General features: G+C 72.9%; 19 protein-coding genes and 1 pseudogene. 5 read left to right on the top strand and 15 right to left on the bottom strand.

Going from position 1 to position 17,496, the window contains the following annotated elements; all coding sequences use genetic code 11:
- Positions 1-667, bottom strand: a 667-nt coding sequence (locus tag CCN29_RS28405; RefSeq protein WP_086685441.1) for an ROK family protein, incomplete at its 3' end; no start/stop codon positions are given.
- Positions 668-872: 205 nt separating this feature from the next.
- Here CCN29_RS28405 and CCN29_RS28400 point away from each other — a divergent pair.
- Both CCN29_RS28400 and CCN29_RS28395 read left to right on the top strand, forming a co-directional pair.
- Entirely contained in the window at positions 873-1,979 is a 1,107-nt protein-coding gene (locus CCN29_RS28400) for a LacI family DNA-binding transcriptional regulator (protein WP_189406690.1), read from the top strand.
- A 14-nt stretch (positions 1,980-1,993) separates the two neighbouring features.
- The gene (locus CCN29_RS28395; RefSeq protein WP_189480619.1) at positions 1,994-2,770 is read left to right on the top strand and encodes a hypothetical protein; all 777 of its coding nucleotides are present in this window, start codon (positions 1,994-1,996) and stop codon (positions 2,768-2,770) included.
- Positions 2,771-2,816: 46 nt separating this feature from the next.
- On the opposite strand, the gene CCN29_RS28390 is transcribed toward CCN29_RS28395, so the two are convergent.
- The 7 genes from CCN29_RS28390 to CCN29_RS28360 form a co-directional block, all read right to left on the bottom strand.
- Positions 2,817-3,056, bottom strand: coding sequence for a helix-turn-helix domain-containing protein (locus tag CCN29_RS28390; protein ID WP_006136495.1), 240 nt, complete (start codon positions 3,054-3,056; stop codon positions 2,817-2,819).
- Positions 3,056-3,553, bottom strand: a complete 498-nt coding sequence (locus CCN29_RS28385; RefSeq protein WP_006136496.1) for a DUF2975 domain-containing protein — start codon at positions 3,551-3,553, stop codon at positions 3,056-3,058. The genes CCN29_RS28390 and CCN29_RS28385 overlap by 1 nt, the downstream gene beginning before the upstream one ends.
- Positions 3,554-3,618: 65 nt before the next feature.
- Complete coding sequence (locus tag CCN29_RS28380; protein ID WP_086685439.1) at positions 3,619-4,932, bottom strand: DUF6986 family protein; 1,314 nt, start codon at positions 4,930-4,932, stop codon at positions 3,619-3,621.
- Between the two features lie 219 nt (positions 4,933-5,151).
- Positions 5,152-6,114: an electron transfer flavoprotein subunit alpha/FixB family protein gene (locus tag CCN29_RS28375; protein WP_006136498.1), complete on the bottom strand. Its 963-nt coding sequence runs from the start codon at positions 6,112-6,114 to the stop codon at positions 5,152-5,154.
- A gap of 61 nt (positions 6,115-6,175) precedes the next feature.
- The gene (locus tag CCN29_RS28370) at positions 6,176-6,964 is read right to left on the bottom strand and encodes an electron transfer flavoprotein subunit beta/FixA family protein (protein WP_006136499.1); all 789 of its coding nucleotides are present in this window, start codon (positions 6,962-6,964) and stop codon (positions 6,176-6,178) included.
- A gap of 216 nt (positions 6,965-7,180) precedes the next feature.
- Entirely contained in the window at positions 7,181-7,690 is a 510-nt protein-coding gene (locus CCN29_RS28365; RefSeq protein ID WP_006136500.1) for a flavin reductase family protein, read from the bottom strand.
- Between the two features lie 225 nt (positions 7,691-7,915).
- Entirely contained in the window at positions 7,916-8,248 is a 333-nt protein-coding gene (locus CCN29_RS28360) for a TlpA family protein disulfide reductase (protein ID WP_086016234.1), read from the bottom strand.
- A 307-nt stretch (positions 8,249-8,555) separates the two neighbouring features.
- Here CCN29_RS28360 and CCN29_RS28355 point away from each other — a divergent pair, with 307 nt between their 5' ends.
- Positions 8,556-9,284 (top strand): lysophospholipid acyltransferase family protein, encoded by a 729-nt coding sequence (locus CCN29_RS28355; protein ID WP_006136502.1) that lies wholly within the window; start codon positions 8,556-8,558, stop codon positions 9,282-9,284.
- A gap of 101 nt (positions 9,285-9,385) precedes the next feature.
- Here CCN29_RS28355 and CCN29_RS28350 read toward each other — a convergent pair whose 3' ends face one another.
- The 4 genes from CCN29_RS28350 to CCN29_RS28335 form a co-directional block, all read right to left on the bottom strand.
- Entirely contained in the window at positions 9,386-9,958 is a 573-nt protein-coding gene (locus CCN29_RS28350; RefSeq protein WP_006136503.1) for a transglutaminase-like domain-containing protein, read from the bottom strand.
- Between the two features lie 83 nt (positions 9,959-10,041).
- Positions 10,042-11,112, bottom strand: coding sequence for a threonine aldolase family protein (locus tag CCN29_RS28345; protein ID WP_006136504.1), 1,071 nt, complete (start codon positions 11,110-11,112; stop codon positions 10,042-10,044).
- The gene (locus CCN29_RS28340; RefSeq protein ID WP_006136505.1) at positions 11,109-11,855 is read right to left on the bottom strand and encodes an SDR family NAD(P)-dependent oxidoreductase; all 747 of its coding nucleotides are present in this window, start codon (positions 11,853-11,855) and stop codon (positions 11,109-11,111) included. The genes CCN29_RS28345 and CCN29_RS28340 overlap by 4 nt, the downstream gene beginning before the upstream one ends.
- A 38-nt stretch (positions 11,856-11,893) precedes the next feature.
- Positions 11,894-13,291 carry a DUF6421 family protein gene (locus CCN29_RS28335; RefSeq protein WP_086685437.1) on the bottom strand — a complete coding sequence of 466 codons (1,398 nt, stop codon included), beginning with the start codon at positions 13,289-13,291 and terminating at the stop codon, positions 11,894-11,896.
- 254 nt (positions 13,292-13,545) lie between these two features.
- On the opposite strand from CCN29_RS28335, the gene CCN29_RS28330 reads away from it, so the two are divergent.
- On the top strand, positions 13,546-14,229 hold the full coding sequence (locus CCN29_RS28330; RefSeq protein WP_031016545.1) for a glycerophosphodiester phosphodiesterase: 684 nt from the start codon (positions 13,546-13,548) through the stop codon (positions 14,227-14,229).
- A gap of 22 nt (positions 14,230-14,251) precedes the next feature.
- Here CCN29_RS28330 and CCN29_RS28325 read toward each other — a convergent pair whose 3' ends face one another.
- A complete protein-coding gene (locus CCN29_RS28325) occupies positions 14,252-14,794 on the bottom strand; it encodes a GNAT family N-acetyltransferase (RefSeq protein WP_086685435.1) in 543 nt (180 codons plus the stop codon).
- Positions 14,795-14,943: 149 nt separating this feature from the next.
- On the opposite strand from CCN29_RS28325, the gene CCN29_RS28320 reads away from it, so the two are divergent.
- Positions 14,944-15,342: a VOC family protein gene (locus tag CCN29_RS28320; protein ID WP_006136508.1), complete on the top strand. Its 399-nt coding sequence runs from the start codon at positions 14,944-14,946 to the stop codon at positions 15,340-15,342.
- A 283-nt stretch (positions 15,343-15,625) separates the two neighbouring features.
- Here CCN29_RS28320 and CCN29_RS28315 read toward each other — a convergent pair whose 3' ends face one another.
- The gene (locus CCN29_RS28315) at positions 15,626-16,210 is read right to left on the bottom strand and encodes a MarR family winged helix-turn-helix transcriptional regulator (protein ID WP_006136509.1); all 585 of its coding nucleotides are present in this window, start codon (positions 16,208-16,210) and stop codon (positions 15,626-15,628) included.
- Positions 16,207-17,085: pseudogene (locus CCN29_RS28310) on the bottom strand (FUSC family protein); the annotation flags it as partial. The pseudogene CCN29_RS28310 and the gene CCN29_RS28315, both read right to left, overlap by 4 nt.
- Positions 17,086-17,496 lie beyond the last annotated feature (411 nt).

The raw sequence follows: 17,496 nt of genomic DNA, 5'->3' as shown, positions 1-17,496 counted from the left end.
GCGACACCTCCGCCGCCGCGGCGGCCACCGCGGCGGCGGAGGTGTCGCCGTCCGGGCCGGGCCGCCAGCCGTTGTCCAGCGCGCGCCGGGCGATGTTGGGCCCGCTCGCGATCCGCTCCACGCAGCCGCGCGCCCCGCACGGGCACGGGTCGCCGTCGAGGTCCACGCTGATGTGGCCGATGTGCCCGGCGTTGCCGGTGGGTCCCGGGTGCAGGCGCCCGCCCAGCACCAGGCCGCCGCCCACACCCGTCGAGACGACCATGCACAGCGCGTTGTCGTGGCCGCGGGCGGCGCCCTGCCAGTGTTCGGCGGCCGTGATGGCGACCCCGTCGCCGATCAGCTCGACGGGCAGGCCGCCGGCCGCGTCCCGTACCCCGGCGACCAGCGGGTAGTCGCGCCAGCCGGGGACGTTGACGGGGCTCACCGTGCCGGTGGAGGCGTCGACGGGGCCCGCGCTGCCGATGCCGACCGCGCCCGCGCGCTCCCACAGGGGGGACGCGGTGAGGTCGCCGATCACCGCCGCGACGGCCGCCATGACGGTGTCGCCGTCCTCCCGCGCGGGGGTCGGCCGCTGGGCGCGGGCCTGGATCCGGCCCTCACGGTCCACCAGCGCGCCGGCGATCTTGGTGCCGCCGATGTCGAGCGCAGCCACGAGGTCGGTGTGCATCAGAGTCGGATCTCCCCGTCAACCATCGGAAACAATCAAGGAACACGCTGGGAACGGCCATGCGCGACCAGGAGGCAACACATGCGCACGGGCAACGGCCCGGTCGAGCGGTCAGGTGCGGGCCGGAGTGTGCGTCGGACAGTGTCCCCCGGGCTGACAACGTTGTCCAGGCTCTATGCTCGACGCCACATCCTCATACAAGCCCATGGGCCCACGCATCCCCGTGACCGTGACCGTGGCCGACAGGACAGGACACCGCATCGTGCCGGAGACGACCCGCCGCACCGACCGCTTCCCCGGGAGCCGATACGGCAACCGTCCGACGATGAAGGACGTTGCCGCCCGTGCCGGAGTGGGCCTGAAGACGGTCTCCCGCGTGGTGAACGGCGAGCCGGGCGTGACGCCGGAGACCGAGCGGCGGGTTCAGGAGGCGATCGACGCGCTCGGCTTCCGCCGCAACGACAGCGCGCGGGTGCTGCGCAAGGGCCGTACCGCCAGCATCGGCCTGGTCCTGGAGGACCTCGCCGACCCGTTCTACGGTCCGCTGAGCCGGGCCGTGGAGGAGGTGGCCCGCGCGCACGGCGCGCTGCTGATCAACGGGTCGAGCGCGGAGGACGCGGACCGTGAGCAGGAGCTGGTGCTGGCGTTGTGCGCCCGCCGGGTGGACGGCCTGGTGGTGATCCCGGCCGGTGACGACCACCGCTATCTGGAGCCGGAGCTCAAGGCCGGGGTCGCCACGGTGTTCGTGGACCGGCCCGCCGGGCACATCGACGCGGACGTGGTGGTGTCGGACAACTTCGGCGGCGCGCGTGACGGCGTGCGCCATCTGATCGCGCACGGCCACCGCAGGATCGGCTTCATCGGCGACATGCCCCGCATCCACACGGCGGCCGAGCGGCTGCGCGGCTACCGCACGGCCATGGAGGACGCGGGGATACCGGTGGCGGACGGTTGGATGTCGCTGGGCGTGACGGACCCCGAGCGGGTGCGCCAGGCCGCCCGGGAGATGCTCGCCGGTCCCGAGCCGGTCACCGCGATCTTCACCGGCAACAACCGGGTGACGGTGACGGTGATCCGCGTGCTGGCCGAGCACGCCCGCCCGGTCGCGCTCGTCGGCTTCGACGACATCGAGCTGGCCGATCTGCTCCAGCCCGGCGTCACGGTCGTCGCGCAGGACGCCGCCGCCCTCGGCCGGACCGCCGCCGAGCGGCTGTTCCGGCAGCTGGACGGCACGCTGATCGCCCCGGAGCGCATCGAGCTGCCGACCCGCCTGATCACCCGGGGCTCGGGCGAGCTGCCCCCGGCGGACTGAGGCGGGCGGTGCCGGTGGAGGACCGTACGCTGCGGGCGCTGGGGCTGGACGTGGTGCCGCGTGAGCATCCGCTGGAGTATCCGGGCGCCTGGCCCCGGGAGTCGGGGCTGCTCGACGGGGACCGGCTGCTGCCGCTGGACCGGTGGGCGTTCGAGGACCGGGTGCCGGTGATCTCGATCGGCTCGAACGCCTGCCCCGCGCAGCTGCGCCACAAGCTGGCCGGGTCGGGGGTCACCTCCCCGCTGCCCATGGTGCGGGCCCGGGTGGCGGGCGTCGGCATCGGCGTCTCGGCGCACGTGAGCCGCATGGGGTACGTCGCCAACTCGCCGGTGGCGACCCCGGGGCGGGTGAGCGAGCTGTTCGTGCTCTGGCTGGACGCGCGGCAGCTCACGGTGATCGACGCGAGCGAGGGCGTTCCGCTGCCGCGCGGCAACTTCCGCCGCGCCTGGCTGCCGGCGCCGGACGTCCGCGTCGAACTCCCCGACGGCAGCACGCTCCCGGGCGCCTACGCCTACGTCAACCGCCGCGGCGTCCTCCACGACGGCACCGGCACCCCCCGCACCCACCCGGGCCAACGCCCCCTGCTGACCGACCTCCTGGCGACACTCCCCCGCCTGCGTGCCCTGTTCGGCTCGACACCGGAGGAGTTCGCCGCCCGCGCCCGCGCGGACCGCGCCCTGTGCGAGAAGGGGACGCGGCTGTTCGCGGAGGAGGGGCTGGTGACGACCGGGGGCCTGGAGCGGTACACGACGTCGGCAGGAACCGGTTCCGCCGACAGGCCAGGGACGTAGCGCCCTCGCACCCGCGGAGCCGCGGGCGGCCGCCTCACCCCGGCAGCTACGCCGAGTTCGTCGCCGGTTCCGCCACGGCATGGTCCGGCTCGTAGCGGAGGAGGTCGCCCGGCTGGCAGTCCAGTACCTCGCACAGCGCGGCGAGCGTCGTGAAGCGGACCGCCTTCGCCCGGCCGTTCTTGAGGACGGCCAGGTTCGCCGGGGTGATGCCCACGCGTTCGGCGAGCTCTCCCACGGACATCTTGCGCCGGGCGAGCATCACGTCGATGTCGACGGCGATCGGCATCAGATCACCTCGGCCAGCTCGGCCCGCATCCGCGACGCCTCCAGCTCCCGTGCCACGGCCTGGGCCAGCAGCATCCGCAGGACGAGGACGACCAGCGCGATGCCCCCGATCGCCAGTCCGATCCCGCCCACCAGCAGCACCACGCCGGGCGCGACGGCCTCCCCCGGCGCCAGCAGCGCGCCGAGCGCGAAGACCAGCAGGGCCGCGGCGACGAACGCACCGATGACGATGTGGACGTAGCGGAAGGCGGCGTAGGAGAAGACCGTGCCGCGCCGGGCCATGGTGACCAGCCGCCAGACGCAGATCAGTACGGTCTGGGCGGCCAGCACGGTGAGGACCACGATGACCAGGAGCGGGGTCCGCAGGTAGGCGTACTGCTCGTCCAGCCCGTCCAGGTCGCTCGCCAGCAGTGGCACCATCACCGTCTGCACCGCCAGTGAGCCCGCCAGCAGCACCGCGATCACCGCGCGCAGCGCGAGCACGGTCACGTGTCCCATCGCCTCTCCTTCACTCGAAGCACGATGGGAATCTATCGACTTTCGATAGGCGATGCAATCGCGCGTCACGGCGCCGAGACGGTCAGGCCCCCGCGCCGGGGCGAGGCGTACGCCTCGAGGTCGGCCCGTGCCAGCCCGCTCGCGCGGGACACCTCCGCGTCGTCCAGGGCGCCGCAGTGAAGGCCCCGCAGCAGGTACCCGGCGAGGGCTTTCGCGGTGGCGGGCTCGTCCATCACGTCGCCCTCGGCCCGCTCGGCGTACCGGGCGAGCCGGGCGGCGGCCTGTTCGAACCCCTCGCGGTAGAAGGCGAAGACGGCGGCGTAACGGGTGGGGAGGTGGCCGGGGTGCATGTCCCAGCCCTGGTAGTAGGCGCGGGCGAGGGCACGGCGGACGAGACCGTGGTGCAGCCGCCAGGCGGCGTGGACCTGTTCGGTGGGGCCGACCGGGAGGACGTTGGTGGAGCCGTCCGAGAGCCGCACCCCGGTGCCGGCGGCGGCGACCTGCATGACCGCCTTGGCGTGGTCGGCGGCGGGATGGTCGGCGGACTGGTGGGCGGCCGGGACGCCGAGGCAGGCGCTGTAGTCGAAGGTGCCGTAGTGCAGTCCGGTGGCGCGCCCGTCGGCTGCCCGGATCATGCGGGCGACGGTGGCGGTGCCGTCGGCGGCCAGGACGGACTGGCTGGTCTCGATCTGGATCTCGAAGCCGATGCGGCCGGGTTCGAGGCCGAGGGTCTTCTCGAAGGCGCCGAGCAGCCGGGCCATGGCGGCGACCTGCTCGGCGTAGGTGACCTTGGGGAGGGTGAGGACGAGTCCGGCGGGCAGTCCGCCGGCCCGCGTCAGGCCGGTGAGGAAGATGTCGAGGGTGCGGATGCCGCGGTCGCGCACGGCCGCCTCCATGCACTTCATGCGGATGCCGGTCCAGGGGGCGGCGGTGGCCGGCGTGCCGTGCGCGGAGGCCTCGGCGACCAGCCGGGCGGCGCGGGCGGCGGTCTCGTCCTCCTCGGCGTCGGGCCGGTGGCCGTAGCCGTCCTCGAAGTCGATGCGCAGGTCCTCGACCGGCTCGCGCTCCAGCTTGGCGCGCACCCTCGCGTACACGTCCTCGGCGAGGGCGCCGTCGAGACCGAGGACGGCGCCGAACGACGCGGCGTCGGGGGCGTGTTCGTCCAGCGCGGCGAGGGCCTGGTCGCCCCACTCCCGGACGGTGCCGGCGGTGAAGCGGTCGCCGGGGACGTAGACGGTGTGAACGGGCTGCCGGGTGCCGGGGTCGCCGGGGTAGAGGCGTTCCAGCTCGGCGTCGACCGGTGCGAGGGCGGCGCCGATCTCCTCGGTGACGGCGCCCGCGAGACTCGTCGGCACCCGCTCCTGCTGCCCCTGGCCCATGCCGCCCTCCAGACGTCCGCGACCCTGATCCCGCCGTCACGTTTCCGCGACACGCAGATTCAACAATATGTTGAAGGACGGTATCCGGCGGTCTCCGTGCCGGTCAACACCGTCCCCGGGCCGGGCCGCCCCGCCACCGGACACCGGCGGGCGGCCGGGAGACACGGCGAGGCCCCCGCGACCGGTGCGGTCGCGGGGGCCTCGGACGGTCCGGGGGGATCAGCCCTTGCGGGCCTTGATCTCCTCGGTCAGCTGCGGGACGACGTCGAACAGGTCGCCCACGACGCCGAAGTCGACCAGCTCGAAGATCGGGGCCTCGGCGTCCTTGTTGACGGCCACGATGGTCTTCGAGGTCTGCATGCCCGCGCGGTGCTGGATCGCGCCGGAGATGCCGTTGGCGATGTACAGCTGCGGCGAGACCGACTTGCCGGTCTGGCCGACCTGGTTGGTGTGCGGGTACCAGCCGGCGTCGACGGCGGCACGCGAGGCGCCGACGGCCGCGCCGAGCGAGTCGGCGAGCGCCTCGATGATCGAGAAGTTCTCCGCGCCGTTGACACCGCGGCCGCCGGAGACGACGATCGCGGCCTCGGTCAGCTCCGGACGGCCGGTCGACTCACGCGGCGTGCGGCCGGTGACCTTGGTGCCGGTGGCCTGCGCGGAGAAGGTGACGCTCAGGGACTCGACCGCGCCGGCGGCCGGGGCGGCCTCCACGGCGGCCGAGTTCGGCTTGACCGTGATGACCGGGGTGCCCTTGGAGACACGCGACTTGGTGGTGTAGCCGGCGGCGAACACCGACTGGGTGGCCACCGGGCCCTCGTCGCCGGCCTCGAGGTCGACGGCGTCGGTGATGATGCCGGAGCCGATGCGCAGCGCCAGACGGGCGGCGATCTCCTTGCCCTCGGCGGAGGACGCGACCAGGACGGCGGCCGGGGAGACGGCCTCGTGGGCGGCCTGGAGGGCGTCCACCTTCGGTACGACCAGGTAGTCGGCGTACTCGGCGGCCTCGTGGGTGAGGACCTTGACCGCGCCGTGCTCGGCGAGCGTGGCGACGGTGTCGCCGGCGCCGTTGCCCAGCGCCACGGCGACCGGCTCGCCGATGCGGCGGGCGAGGGTCAGCAGCTCCAGGGTCGGCTTGCGGACGGCGCCGTCCACGTGGTCGACGTAGACGAGAACTTCAGCCATGGGACTTCTTCTCTCCTGCTTGCGAAGTATGAGGGGCGGGAAGCGAGCCGTGCCTTGCGGCTCAGATGAACTTCTGGCTCGCGAGGAACTCGGCGAGCTGCTTGCCGCCCTCGCCCTCGTCCTTGACGATCGTGCCCGCGGTACGGGCCGGGCGCTCGGACGCCGACTCCACCGTGGTCCAGGCGTTCTCCAGGCCGACCTCGTCCGCGTCGATGTCGAGGTCGGAGAGGTCCCAGGACTCCACCGGCTTCTTCTTGGCCGCCATGATGCCCTTGAACGACGGGTAACGGGCCTCGCCCGACTGGTCGGTGACCGACACGACCGCGGGGAGGGACGCCTCCAGCTGCTCGGAGGCGGCGTCGCCGTCACGGCGGCCGGTGACCTTGCCGTCCTCGACGGACACCTCGGACAGCAGCGTCACCTGCGGCACGCCCAGGCGCTCCGCGAGCAGCGCCGGGACGACGCCCATGGTGCCGTCGGTGGAGGCCATGCCGGAGACGACCAGGTCGTAACCCGCCTTCTCGACGGCCTTGGCCAGCACCAGGGAGGTGCCGATGGCGTCCGTGCCGTGCAGGTCGTCGTCCTCGACATGGATGGCCTTGTCGGCGCCCATGGACAGCGCCTTGCGCAGCGCGTCCTTGGCGTCCTCGGGGCCGACCGTCAGAACGGTGACCTCGACGTCGTCGTCGGAGTTCTCCGCGATCTGCAGCGCCTGCTCCACCGCGTACTCGTCCAGCTCGGAGAGCAGACCGTCCACGTCGTCACGGTCGACGGTCAGGTCATCGGCGAAGTGCCGGTCGCCAGTGGCGTCGGGCACGTACTTCACAGTGACAACGATCCTCAAGCTCACGCCGGCTCTCCTACTGCATCGTCATTTCTGGCTGCCTGCCTGCAGGCAGCATAGGCGCCTCGGGCGGGCGGTCCCGGTCGGGGCGACCCACGCTCCGACCGAAATATTACTCGTCAGTACACTCAGTTCCTGCCCGCTAAGCAAGCGCTTTGAACTGTGACCTTCGCAACGCAGCGTAACCGGAACTCTCCCGGCCCGCGACCGAGGTCCCGCGCCTCAGCCGGGCAGCCCGCTGAAGCGTCCCTGGTGGTAGACGAGGGGGCGGCCGTGGCCCGTGGGGTCGCCGAGCAGCACCTCCGCGACCACGATGCGGTGGTCGCCGGCGGGCACCCGTGCCGTCACCCGGCACACCATCCAGGCGGGCACGCCGTCCAGCACCGGCACCCCCTCCGGCCCGTCCCGCCACGCCGTGCCCGGACCGAAGCGGTCGGCGCCCCGGCGCGCGAAGGTCGCCGCGAGGTCCTGCTGGTGCTCCCCCAGCAGGTGCACACCGACGTGCTCGGTGTCCGCGATCACGGGCCAGCTGGAACTGCCCGTGGACACACCGAAGGACAGCATCGGCGGCTGGGCGGACACGGAGACGAGGGAGGTGGCGGTGAAGCCGACCGGACCGGACCGGCCGCGCGCCGTGACCACCGCGACCCCCGCCGGGTGCCGGCGGAAGACGGAGCGCAGCAGGTCGGGCGAGGCGGGCCGGGCGGCGCCGAGGCCGGACGTTGCCGTCATGAAACAGTCCTTCTGGGAGGGGTCACGAGCGGGTGCGCGGCTGCTCACCGGCCCGGCCGAGAGGCGCGCGGGGCGCGGGCGCCGGCCGGGAGGGGGCCGGGTACCCGACGGCGGCGAGGGAGTCCCGGCGACCCCGACGACATGGTGTCAGGCTGACGACAACGAGCGTGCAGCGTCAAGCGGGTCCCCGTGGATGGGAGATGTCTCACCATGATCGCGACGGCCTCACAGCGCCGCGCCCAAGGCGGCGATCACGTCGGCCTTGCGCGGCTGCCCGGCCGCCCGCCGCACCACCCGCCCGTCCGCGTCGAGGACCAGCACGGTCGGGGTGCGCTCGATGCCCAGGCGCCGTACGAGGTCCAGGCGGGCCTCGGCGTCGATCTCGACGTGGGTCACGCCCGGGACCATGTCCGCGACCTCGCCGAGCACGCGGCGGGTGGCCCGGCAGGGCGCGCAGAAGGCGCTGGAGAACTGCACCAGGGTGGCGCGCTCGCCCAGCCCCGTACCGAGTTCCGCCGCCAGACCGGTCCGCGCTCCGCCGCCGGAGCCGGCGTCGATACCGGCGTCGGTGCCGGTGCCCGACCGTCCCGTGTCGTCACTGCCTCGCACTCGCCGCTCCCGCCGCCCTGGATGTCACGTCCAACCGCCTCCAGCGCCCCAGGGACCCCGGACATTCCCGCCCGCGCCGCAAAAGTCGAGGTGGATCGACGGAACGTGACGAGAATCTCCGCGCCGGACGGGCACCGGGGCTGGTTCACCGGCCGTTCTTGGGGCAGCATCAGCGACAGGCCGTAAACCTACGGCTGCGTAACTTCGACTGGGATACTCCCTTCCCAGGCAGAGAAGGAAGGGTTTCGACCCGCCCATGGCAGAACTTGTCTACCGGCCCGTGATCGGCTTCGCCCGCACCCTGTTCAAGGTGTGGGACCTCAAGATCGATTGTCAGGGGTCGGAGAACATCCCGCGCTCGGGCGGCGCCGTGCTGGTGAGCAATCACATCAGCTATCTCGACTTCGTCTTCAACGGACTGGCGGCGCTTCCGCAGAAGCGGCTCGTCCGCTTCATGGCCAAGGAGTCGGTGTTCCGCCACCGCGTCTCCGGCCCGCTGATGCGCGGCATGAAGCACATCCCGGTCGACCGCACCCAGGGCGAGGCCGCCTACGAGCACGCGCTGCGCTCGCTGCGGTCCGGGGAGATCGTGGGCGTCTTCCCCGAGGCGACGATCTCCCAGTCCTTCACGCTGAAGAGCTTCAAGTCCGGGGCCGCGCGCATGGCGCAGGAGGCGGGCGTCCCGCTGATCCCGATGGCGGTGTGGGGCACGCAGCGGTTGTGGACCAAGGGCCACCCGCGCAACTTCAAGCGCAGCCACACCCCGATCACCATCCGCGTGGGCGAGGCGATCGAGGCGTCCAAGGACAAGTACGCGGGCGCGATCACCCGTCAGCTGCGCGAGCGCGTGCAGGAGTTGCTGGAGGCGGCGCAGCGGGCGTACCCGGTGCGGCCGAAGAGCCAGGACGACACCTGGTGGATGCCGGCCCACCTCGGCGGCACGGCGCCCACCCCCGAGCAGGTCCGCGAGGCGGAGGCCCGCTGAGGTTCCGTGCCCAGGTCCCGGGTTGCCGTGCGCGAGCACGGACGCCCGGGACCTGTCGCGTTTCCCGCCGCGCGCCGAGCGGGGCTCCCTGGCCGTGCGCCTCAGAGCGCGGTGGGGAGCGTGCGCCACAGGTGCGCCCGGTCGGTGGCGTCGCGCAGGGCGCGCAGGACGGCCGGGTGCGGTGCGGCGTACAGGACAGGGTGGTCGCTCTCGCCGGCAGCGGGGTCGGGGGTGAAGGCCAGGTGCTCGCCGTCGAGGGAGAACCGCGCGTCCACCCCGGGCTTGTTGCCGCGCGGGTCCTGGCGGTGCCAGGCGCCGTTGAACCGCACGGCGACCAGCCCGTGCACCACCCCGAGGTGCTGGTAGCAGAGGGCGGCCGGGATGTCCTCGGCGCGCAGCAGCGCGGCCAGGGCATGGGACTTGGCGTAGCAGATGCCGGTGCCCTGCTCGAGTACGTCGGAGGCGCGCCAGGTCACGCGGGGGTCGCCGACGTCCTGCGAGTGCGTGACGCGGTCGCGTACGTACGCGAAGGCCGCCCGCGCATAGTCATACGAGTCTTGGGCGTCGGCGGCCAGGCGTGCGGACACCTCCCGGACCCGCGGATGGTGGTGGTCGATGGCCTCGTCGGCGGCCAAGTAGGCGGAGAGGTCCGGGGTTTCCTGGATGAGCTGCATGGCGCCGGAGCATAGGTACGCGACCGGCCGACAGTCAATGACTTTTCACCCAACCGCATACCTATGCACTCCATGAAAGGCGCCTAGTGCGCCATCTCCTCCTTGAGGGCGGCCACGAAGCGGTCCACGTCGTCCTCGGTGGTGTCGAAGGCGCACATCCAGCGGACGTCGCCCGCGGCCTCGTCCCAGAAGTAGAAGCGGAAGCGCTTCTGCAGCCGCTCGCTCACGTCGTGCGGCAGCCGCGCGAACACGGCGTTCGCCTGCACCGGGTAGAGGATCTCCACGCCGTGCACCGCGCGCACGCCCTCGGCGAGGCGCTGGGCCATCTCGTTGGCGTGCCGGGCGTTGCGCAGCCACAGGTCCCGGGCGAACAGGGCCTCCAGCTGCACGGACACGAAGCGCATCTTGGAGGCGAGCTGCATGGACAGCTTGCGCAGGTGCTTCATGTGCTTGATCCCGTCCGGGTCCAGCACCACGACCGCCTCGCCGAACAGCGCGCCGTTCTTGGTGCCGCCCAGCGAGAGCAGGTCGACGCCCACCGCGTTGGTGAAGGTGCGCAGCGGCACGTCCAGCGCGGCGGCGGCGTTCGCCAGCCGGGAGCCGTCGACGTGCACCTTCATGCCGTGCGCGTGGGCGTGCTCGCAGATCGCGCGGATCTCGTCGGGTGTGTAGACGGTGCCCAGCTCGGTCGCCTGGGCGAGGGAGACGACCTGCGGCATGGCCCGGTGCTCGTCGTCCCAGCCGTACGCCTGCCGGTCGATGAGCTCCGGGGTGAGCTTGCCGTCCGGGGTGGGCACGGTGAGCAGCTTGATGCCGCCGACCCGCTCCGGGGCGCCGCCCTCGTCCACGTTGATGTGGGCGCTCTCCGCGCAGATCACCGCGCCCCAGCGGTCGGTGACCGCCTGGAGGGCGACGACGTTGGCCCCGGTGCCGTTGAACACCGGGAACGCCTCGGCGGTGGGCCCGAAGTGGCTGCGGATCACCTGCTGGAGGTTCTCGGTGTACGCGTCCTCGCCGTACGCGACCTGATGCCCGCCGTTGGCCAGGGCCAGGGCGGCGAGCACCTCCGGGTGGGCGCCGGCGTAGTTGTCGCTGGCGAAACCGCGGACGTCCGGGTCGTGATGACGACGCGCGTCGGTCCTCGGCGGGTTCACGGCTTCTCGGTCAGCCACAGACGGTTTCCGTTCACTTCCGCGGCGGGCTTGTCCCAGACGCCGACGATGGACTCGGCCAGGTCCTTGACGTCCGTGAAGCCCGCGAACTTCGCGTTGGGGCGGTCGGCGCGCATCGCGTCGTGCACCAACGCCTTCACCACCAGGATGGCAGCAGCCGATGTCGGCCCCTGCTCGCCCCCGGCCTTGCGGAAGTAGTCGGCCATGGCGAGCGTCCACGCCTCGGCGGCGGCCTTGCCCGCGGCGTACGCGGCGTTGCCCGCGGTGGGCTTCGTGGCGCCGGCCGCGCTGATCAGGACGTACCGGCCGCGGTCGCTGCGCTGGAGCGCCTCGTGGAAGGCGAGCGTGGTGTGCTGCACGGTGCGCACCAGCAGCAGCTCCAGGAAGTCCCAGTCGTCCAGGCTGGTCTTGGTGAACGTCTCGCTGCCGCGCCAGCCGCCGACGAGGTGGACCAGGCCGTCGACGCGGCCGAACTCCTTCTCGGTGCGGGCGGCCCAGTCACGGGTCGACTCCAGGTCGAGCAGGTCGACCGTCTCGCCGGTGACGGTGGCGCCGCCGTGCGCGTAGCGCGCCGCGTCCACGGCGGACGCGAGGCGCTCCGGGTCGTTGTCCGAGCCGACGACCGTGGCCCCCGCCTCGGCGAGCCTGAGCAGCGCCGCGCGTCCCGCGGGCCCGCCCGCGCCGGCCACCGCGATCACCGCGCCTTCGAGCGCCCCGTTCCCCATGGTTCTCGCCTCCTGAGCAGTGGTGTGGACGAGATCGCTCACGCGGCGACCCGCTCGGCGCCGTCCGCCGTGATGCCCTTGGTCGAGGCGATCACGTTCTTCAGCTTCTTGGACAGTGCCTCATAGAACATGCTCAGCGGAAACTCGTCGGGAAGCACGTCATCGACGAGTTTCCGCGGCGGCAGCGACAGGTCGAGGGCCTCGGGGCCCTTGGCCCACGTGGAGCCGGGGTGCGGGGACAGGTAGCGGGCGACCAGCTCGTAGCCGGCGAACCAGTGGACGAGCTTGGGGCGGTCGATGCCGTCGCGGTACAGCGTCTCGATCTCCGCGCACAGCTCGTTGGTGACCTGCGGGGCGCGCTCCCAGTCGATGGAGAGCTTGTTGTCGGTCCAGCGGACGACGTCGTGCTTGTGCAGGTAGGCGAAGAGCAGCTGGCCGCCGAGGCCGTCGTAGTTGCGCACCCGCTCGCCGGTCACCGGGAAGCGGAACATGCGGTCGAAGATGACCGCGATCTGCACGTCACGGGCCTGCGGGACGCCCTCGCCGGCCAGCTTCACGGCCTCCTTGAAGGCGGTGAGGTCGCAGCGCAGCTCCTCCAGGCCGTACATCCAGAACGGCTGGCGCTGCTTGATCATGAACGGGTCGAACGGCAGGTCGCCGTGGCTGTGCGTGCGGTCGTGGATCATGTCCCACAGCACGAAGGCCTCTTCGCAGCGCTTCTGGTCGTGGACCATGGCGGCGACGTCCTCGGGCAGTTCGAGGCCGAGGATGTCGACGGCGGCCTCGGTGACCCGGCGGAAGCGGGCGGCCTCGCGGTCGCAGAAGATGGCGCCCCAGGTGAAGCGCTCGGGGGCCTCGCGCACGGCGATGGTCTCGGGGAAGAGCACCGCGGAGTTGGTGTCGTAGCCCGCGGTGAAGTCCTCGAAGGTGATGCCGCAGAAGAGCGGGTTGTCGTAGCGGGTGCGCTCCAGCTCGGCCAGCCAGTCGGGCCAGACCATGCGGAAGACGACCGCCTCGAGGTTGCGGTCCGGGTTGCCGTTCTGCGTGTACATCGGGAAGACGACCAGGTGCTGGAGGCCGTCCTCGCGGTGCGCGGCGGGCGCGAAGGCCAGCAGCGAGTCGAGGAAGTCGGGCACCTCGAAGCCGCCCTCGGCCCAGCGGGCCAGGTCCTTGCCCAGGGCCTCGTGGTAGGCGCGGTCGTGCGGGAGCAGCGGGGACAGGTCGCCGACGGCGTCGATCACGGTGCGCACGGCGCGCTCCGCGTCGGCACGCGACGGGGCGCCCTCGGCGTCGAAGTCGATCGAGCCGTCCTTGGACTGCCAGGGCCGGATCCGCTCCACGGCATCCTTGAGCACGGGCCATGCCGGGTGCTCCACCACCCTGGTCGTCGAAGGAACCTGCTCCCCCGAAGCCTGCTGCACAAGAATTTCCGTCATGTCCCATCCTCCACAGGAGAACCTTGCGTACGCCTGACCGTATACACAGGGCGTTTCTCCCAGCAAGGGGTACCTCAGGAAATTATCCTGCCTCACCCGGGGCGTCACCGCATTTTTTCCTGTGGGTTACCCCGTCCGGCGGCGCTCCATGCGTTCCGGGTTCAGCCTCTGGACGCCGGAGGCAGAGGCGATACGGTCCCAGAGGGCCGTAAGGACGCGGCCCCCCGCCGCCGTCGACGGAAGCGAGTCGGATCTTGAACTTCCTCACCATCGGTCACCGCGGAGTCATGGGCGTCGAGCCCGAGAACACCCTCCGGTCCTTCGTCGCCGCCCAGGAGGCCGGGCTCGACGTCATCGAACTGGACCTGCATCTGAGCAGGGACGGCGCGCTCGTGGTGATGCACGACGCGCGCGTGGACCGCACCACGGACGGCACGGGCGCCATCGCCGACAAGACCCTCGACGAACTGCGCGCCCTGGACGCCGGGCGCGGCGAGCGCGTGCCTCTCTTCGTGGAGGTGCTGGACGCGGTGCGGACGCCGCTCCAGGCGGAGATCAAGGACGTCCGGGCGGCCAGGGCGCTGGCCGAGGTGATGCACGACCGGGGACTGACCGACCGCGTGGAGGTCGCGTCCTTCCACGACGAGGCGATCGCCGAGATCGCCCGGCTGGTGCCCGGCGTGCGCACGGCGCTCGTGGCCGGCAGGTACGGCACGGACGTGGTGGACCGGGCGGTGGCCGTCGGCGCCTCGCGGCTGTGCCTCAACATCCGCCGGATCACGCTGGAGATCGTGGAGCACGCCCGCAAGGCGGACCTGTCGGTCTTCGGCTGGGTGGTCAACACCCAGGACCACCTGCGGCTGGTGCGGGCGCTGGAACTGGACGGCGCGACCACCGACTACCCGGAGATCAAACGCACCGGCCGCTTCACCGCGTGAGCCGCCGGACGCCGTACGACGGTCAGGTGAGCTCCTTGACCAGCAGCTCGAACTCCAGGTCGTCGCGCTGCGGGATGCCGAAGCGCTCGTCGCCGTACGGGAACGGCGTGGTCCGTCCCGTGCGGCGGTAACCGCGGCGCTCGTACCAGGCGATCAGGTCCTGGCGCGCGGTGATCACCGTCATGTGCATCTCGGCCACGCCCCAGCCCTCGCGGGCCTGCCGCTCCGCCTCCGCGATGACGGTGCGGCCGAGGCCCGCGCCCTGGAGGGCGGGGCTGACCGCGAACATGCCGAAGTAGGCGTGCGCGCCCCGGTGTTCGAGCTGGCAGCAGGCCACGATCCGGCCCTCGCTCTCCACGGTGAGCAGCCGGCTGTCCGGGGCCTTGACGACCTCCCGCACACCCTCGGGGTCGGTGCGCTGCCCGTGCAGGATGTCCGCCTCGGTGGTCCACCCCGCGCGGCTGGACTCCCCCCGGTAGGCCGACTCGATCAGCTCGACGAGCGCGTCCACGTCGGCGTCGGTGGCGTCGCGGAAGGTCAGTACGGCGTCGGCGGCTGTTCCCATGGCGCGGTTCCTCGATTCGTGTGCGTCTTCCCCGGCGTGGCCGGGACGGCCCGAGATTAACGCGCCCGAGCCGGACCCTGAAGGCGCGGTCCATGCTCCGGACGGCGGGTCGGCGGCGGCGTGCGCCCCCTCCCCCTACGCTCGGCCGCATGGTGCATGTACTCAGCAGCCGCGTCCTGCTCCGCCCCTCCGACCCCGAACGCTCCCGCGACTTCTACGGCCGCCGCCTCGGGCTCGCCGTCCACCGCGAGTTCGGCACCGGTCCGGAGCGCGGCACCGTGTACTTCCTCGGCGGCGGCTTCCTCGAGCTGTCGGGCCGCGCGGAGGCGGCTCCGGCGGGCTCCCCCGACGTCCGGCTGTGGCTCCAGGTGGAGGACGCGGAGGCCGCGCGGGAGGAACTCACCGGGCGCGGCGTGGAGATCGTCCGCCCGCCGGTGAAGGAGCCGTGGGGCCTGATCGAGATGTGGATCGAGGACCCGGACGGGACGCCGATCGTCCTCGTCGAGGTCCCGGAGGAGCACCCGCTGCGGTACCGGCCGGGCCTGTAGAAGACTCCAGGGCCTCTCGTTCGGATCACCCCGGCGTCGCGGGGCCTGGCACGCACTCCCCCACGGCCCTGAACGGGCGCGCGGGCACCCCCAGCGGCGTTGTCGTCGGTCGCCGGCTCCCCCACGCTCGGCTGCGCTCGCGCGGGCGGGGCCCCATCGCGTCGACGCCCTCGTCCGCCTTGCAGCCGCACGCACCAGACCCCGCTCGGGTCGGCCTGAAACGGCACCGCGCCTCACGGCCGGCCTGATCCGAACGGAAGGCTCCAGGGGACGGGGGCCGGCCCTACGCGCGCAGGGCGCCCAGCCGTCCCTCCAGCTGGGCCAGCAGCCCGCCGAGCAGCCCCGCGAGATCGCCCAGCTCCCCGTCGTCCAGTCCGGACAGCACCGCGTTCTCGTACGCGAGCTGCGACGGCAGGATGCCGTCCACCAGCTCACGGCCCGCGTCGGTGAGGCGCACGTGCGCCACCCTGCGGTCCCGGGTGTCCCCACGGCGCTCCACCAGCCCCCGCTCCGTGAGCTGCTTCAGCCGCTTGGTGACGGCGGCGCCCGAGGAGAACGTCTCGCGGGCCAGCTCGCTGGGCGTCAGCTCGTGCCCCGTGCGGCGCAGCGCGCCGAGCAGGTCGAACTCGGGGCGGGTGAGCCCGGCCCGGCGCAGCGGGGCGTCCTCGGCCTGCTGGAAGAGGGCCGCGCAGCGGTTGATACGGCCGATGACCTCCATGGGACCGGTGTCGAGGCCGGGGTGGACCGCCCGCCACTGCCGGACCACCTCGGCGACGGTGTCACGCCCGGGGGCGGACGTGTCCGTGGTACTCGAGGTGTCCGGCGTGCCGGCACCGTCGCCGGCCGATGGCCCTTGGGTCGCCGTCATGGCGATGCGCCCTCCGTGTGGGTGTGCGTGCTGGTGCCGGGGTCCGGGAGGAGTCCCTGGCGTCGAACCGTCGCCGCGAGCGTACGGTGCGCCGCCTGCTCGGCGAGCACCACCCGTTCCTGGGGCAGCGCTCGCTGCCACCATTCTCCGGCCGCGGCGTCGGCGGTCGCGCGCAGGTCGACGACGGCGGCGGCGAGTCCCCGGCGGGCGGCCTCCAGGGCGGCGGGCGTGGCCGCGGGGCCGGCCACCAGGCGGGCGGCGTGCTCGCGGGCCCGGTGGACGGCGGTCAGCGCCCGCTCGACACGCCGGCCGGCCCGCCGGTCGGTGACGGCCACGGCGGCGGCGAAGCCGACCAGGGCCCCGACGAGGGTGTCCACGACCCGGCCGGTGACCAGCTCGCCGGTCGGCTGGTAGCCGGGCAGCTCGGTGACCAGCAGCGCCAGCGGGGTCACACAGACGCTGCCGAGCCAGTAGTTGCGCCCGATGAGCGCCTCGGCGCCGAAGTTGCAGGCGAGGATGCACAGCACGAGGGCGAGCGGCCCGAGCTGGGCGACCGGGGTGACGGCCGCGAAGAGCAGCACGCCGACGACGTTGCCGACGACCCGCTGCACTGCCCTGCTCCAGGTGAGCGTGACATTGGCCTGGTAGAGGGACGCGGCGGTCACGAGCGCCCAGTAGGGCCGCTCGGCCCCGAGAGCGAGGGCGGCATACCCGGCGAGCGCACACCCGAGCGCGGTACGGAGGGCAACGGGGCGAAGCCTTTCGAGCCGCGTCCACAGCGGACGCGGCGGGACGTCACGCTCGGCGTCGACCCCCAGGAGTTCGTCCCGCTCGGCGCGCGGGAGGTCGCCGGTGGCGGGCGGGACCTTGCCGGTCCTGTGCGGACCGTCCCCCATCGGGGGCGGACCGGCGTCCACCGGGAGCGAGTCGCCGCCGACCCGGCGCACGCCGCGGACCTCCCGAAGCGGGCCGCCCGACGTCCGGCGCGGGCCGTCCGCCCGCGGGCGCGAACGGTCGTCAACCGGACGCGAGTCGTCGTCCAAAGGCACGGCGTGGCCCACCCCACGCAGGCCCCCCGGCCGCTGACGCGGGGCGTCCGCCGTCGGGCGCGGACCGTCGTCCACCCGGCGCGTGTCCGCGTTCCCCCGACGCAGGTCGTCGCCCGCCCCACGCAAGCTCTCCTCGTCCCGACGTACCCCCTCGCCCGCCCGGCGCGCATCGCCCGTGCGTGGGATGCGGCCCGTGCCGCGTACGGCGCGGGCCCAGGTGTGCAGGAGGGTGGGGTC

It is taken from the genome of Streptomyces pseudogriseolus (genome assembly GCA_002154585.1).
GTDB lineage: Bacteria > Actinomycetota > Actinomycetes > Streptomycetales > Streptomycetaceae > Streptomyces > Streptomyces pseudogriseolus.
Note: the sequence above shows the minus strand (reverse complement) of the source record. Positions and strands in the feature narration are given on the sequence as shown.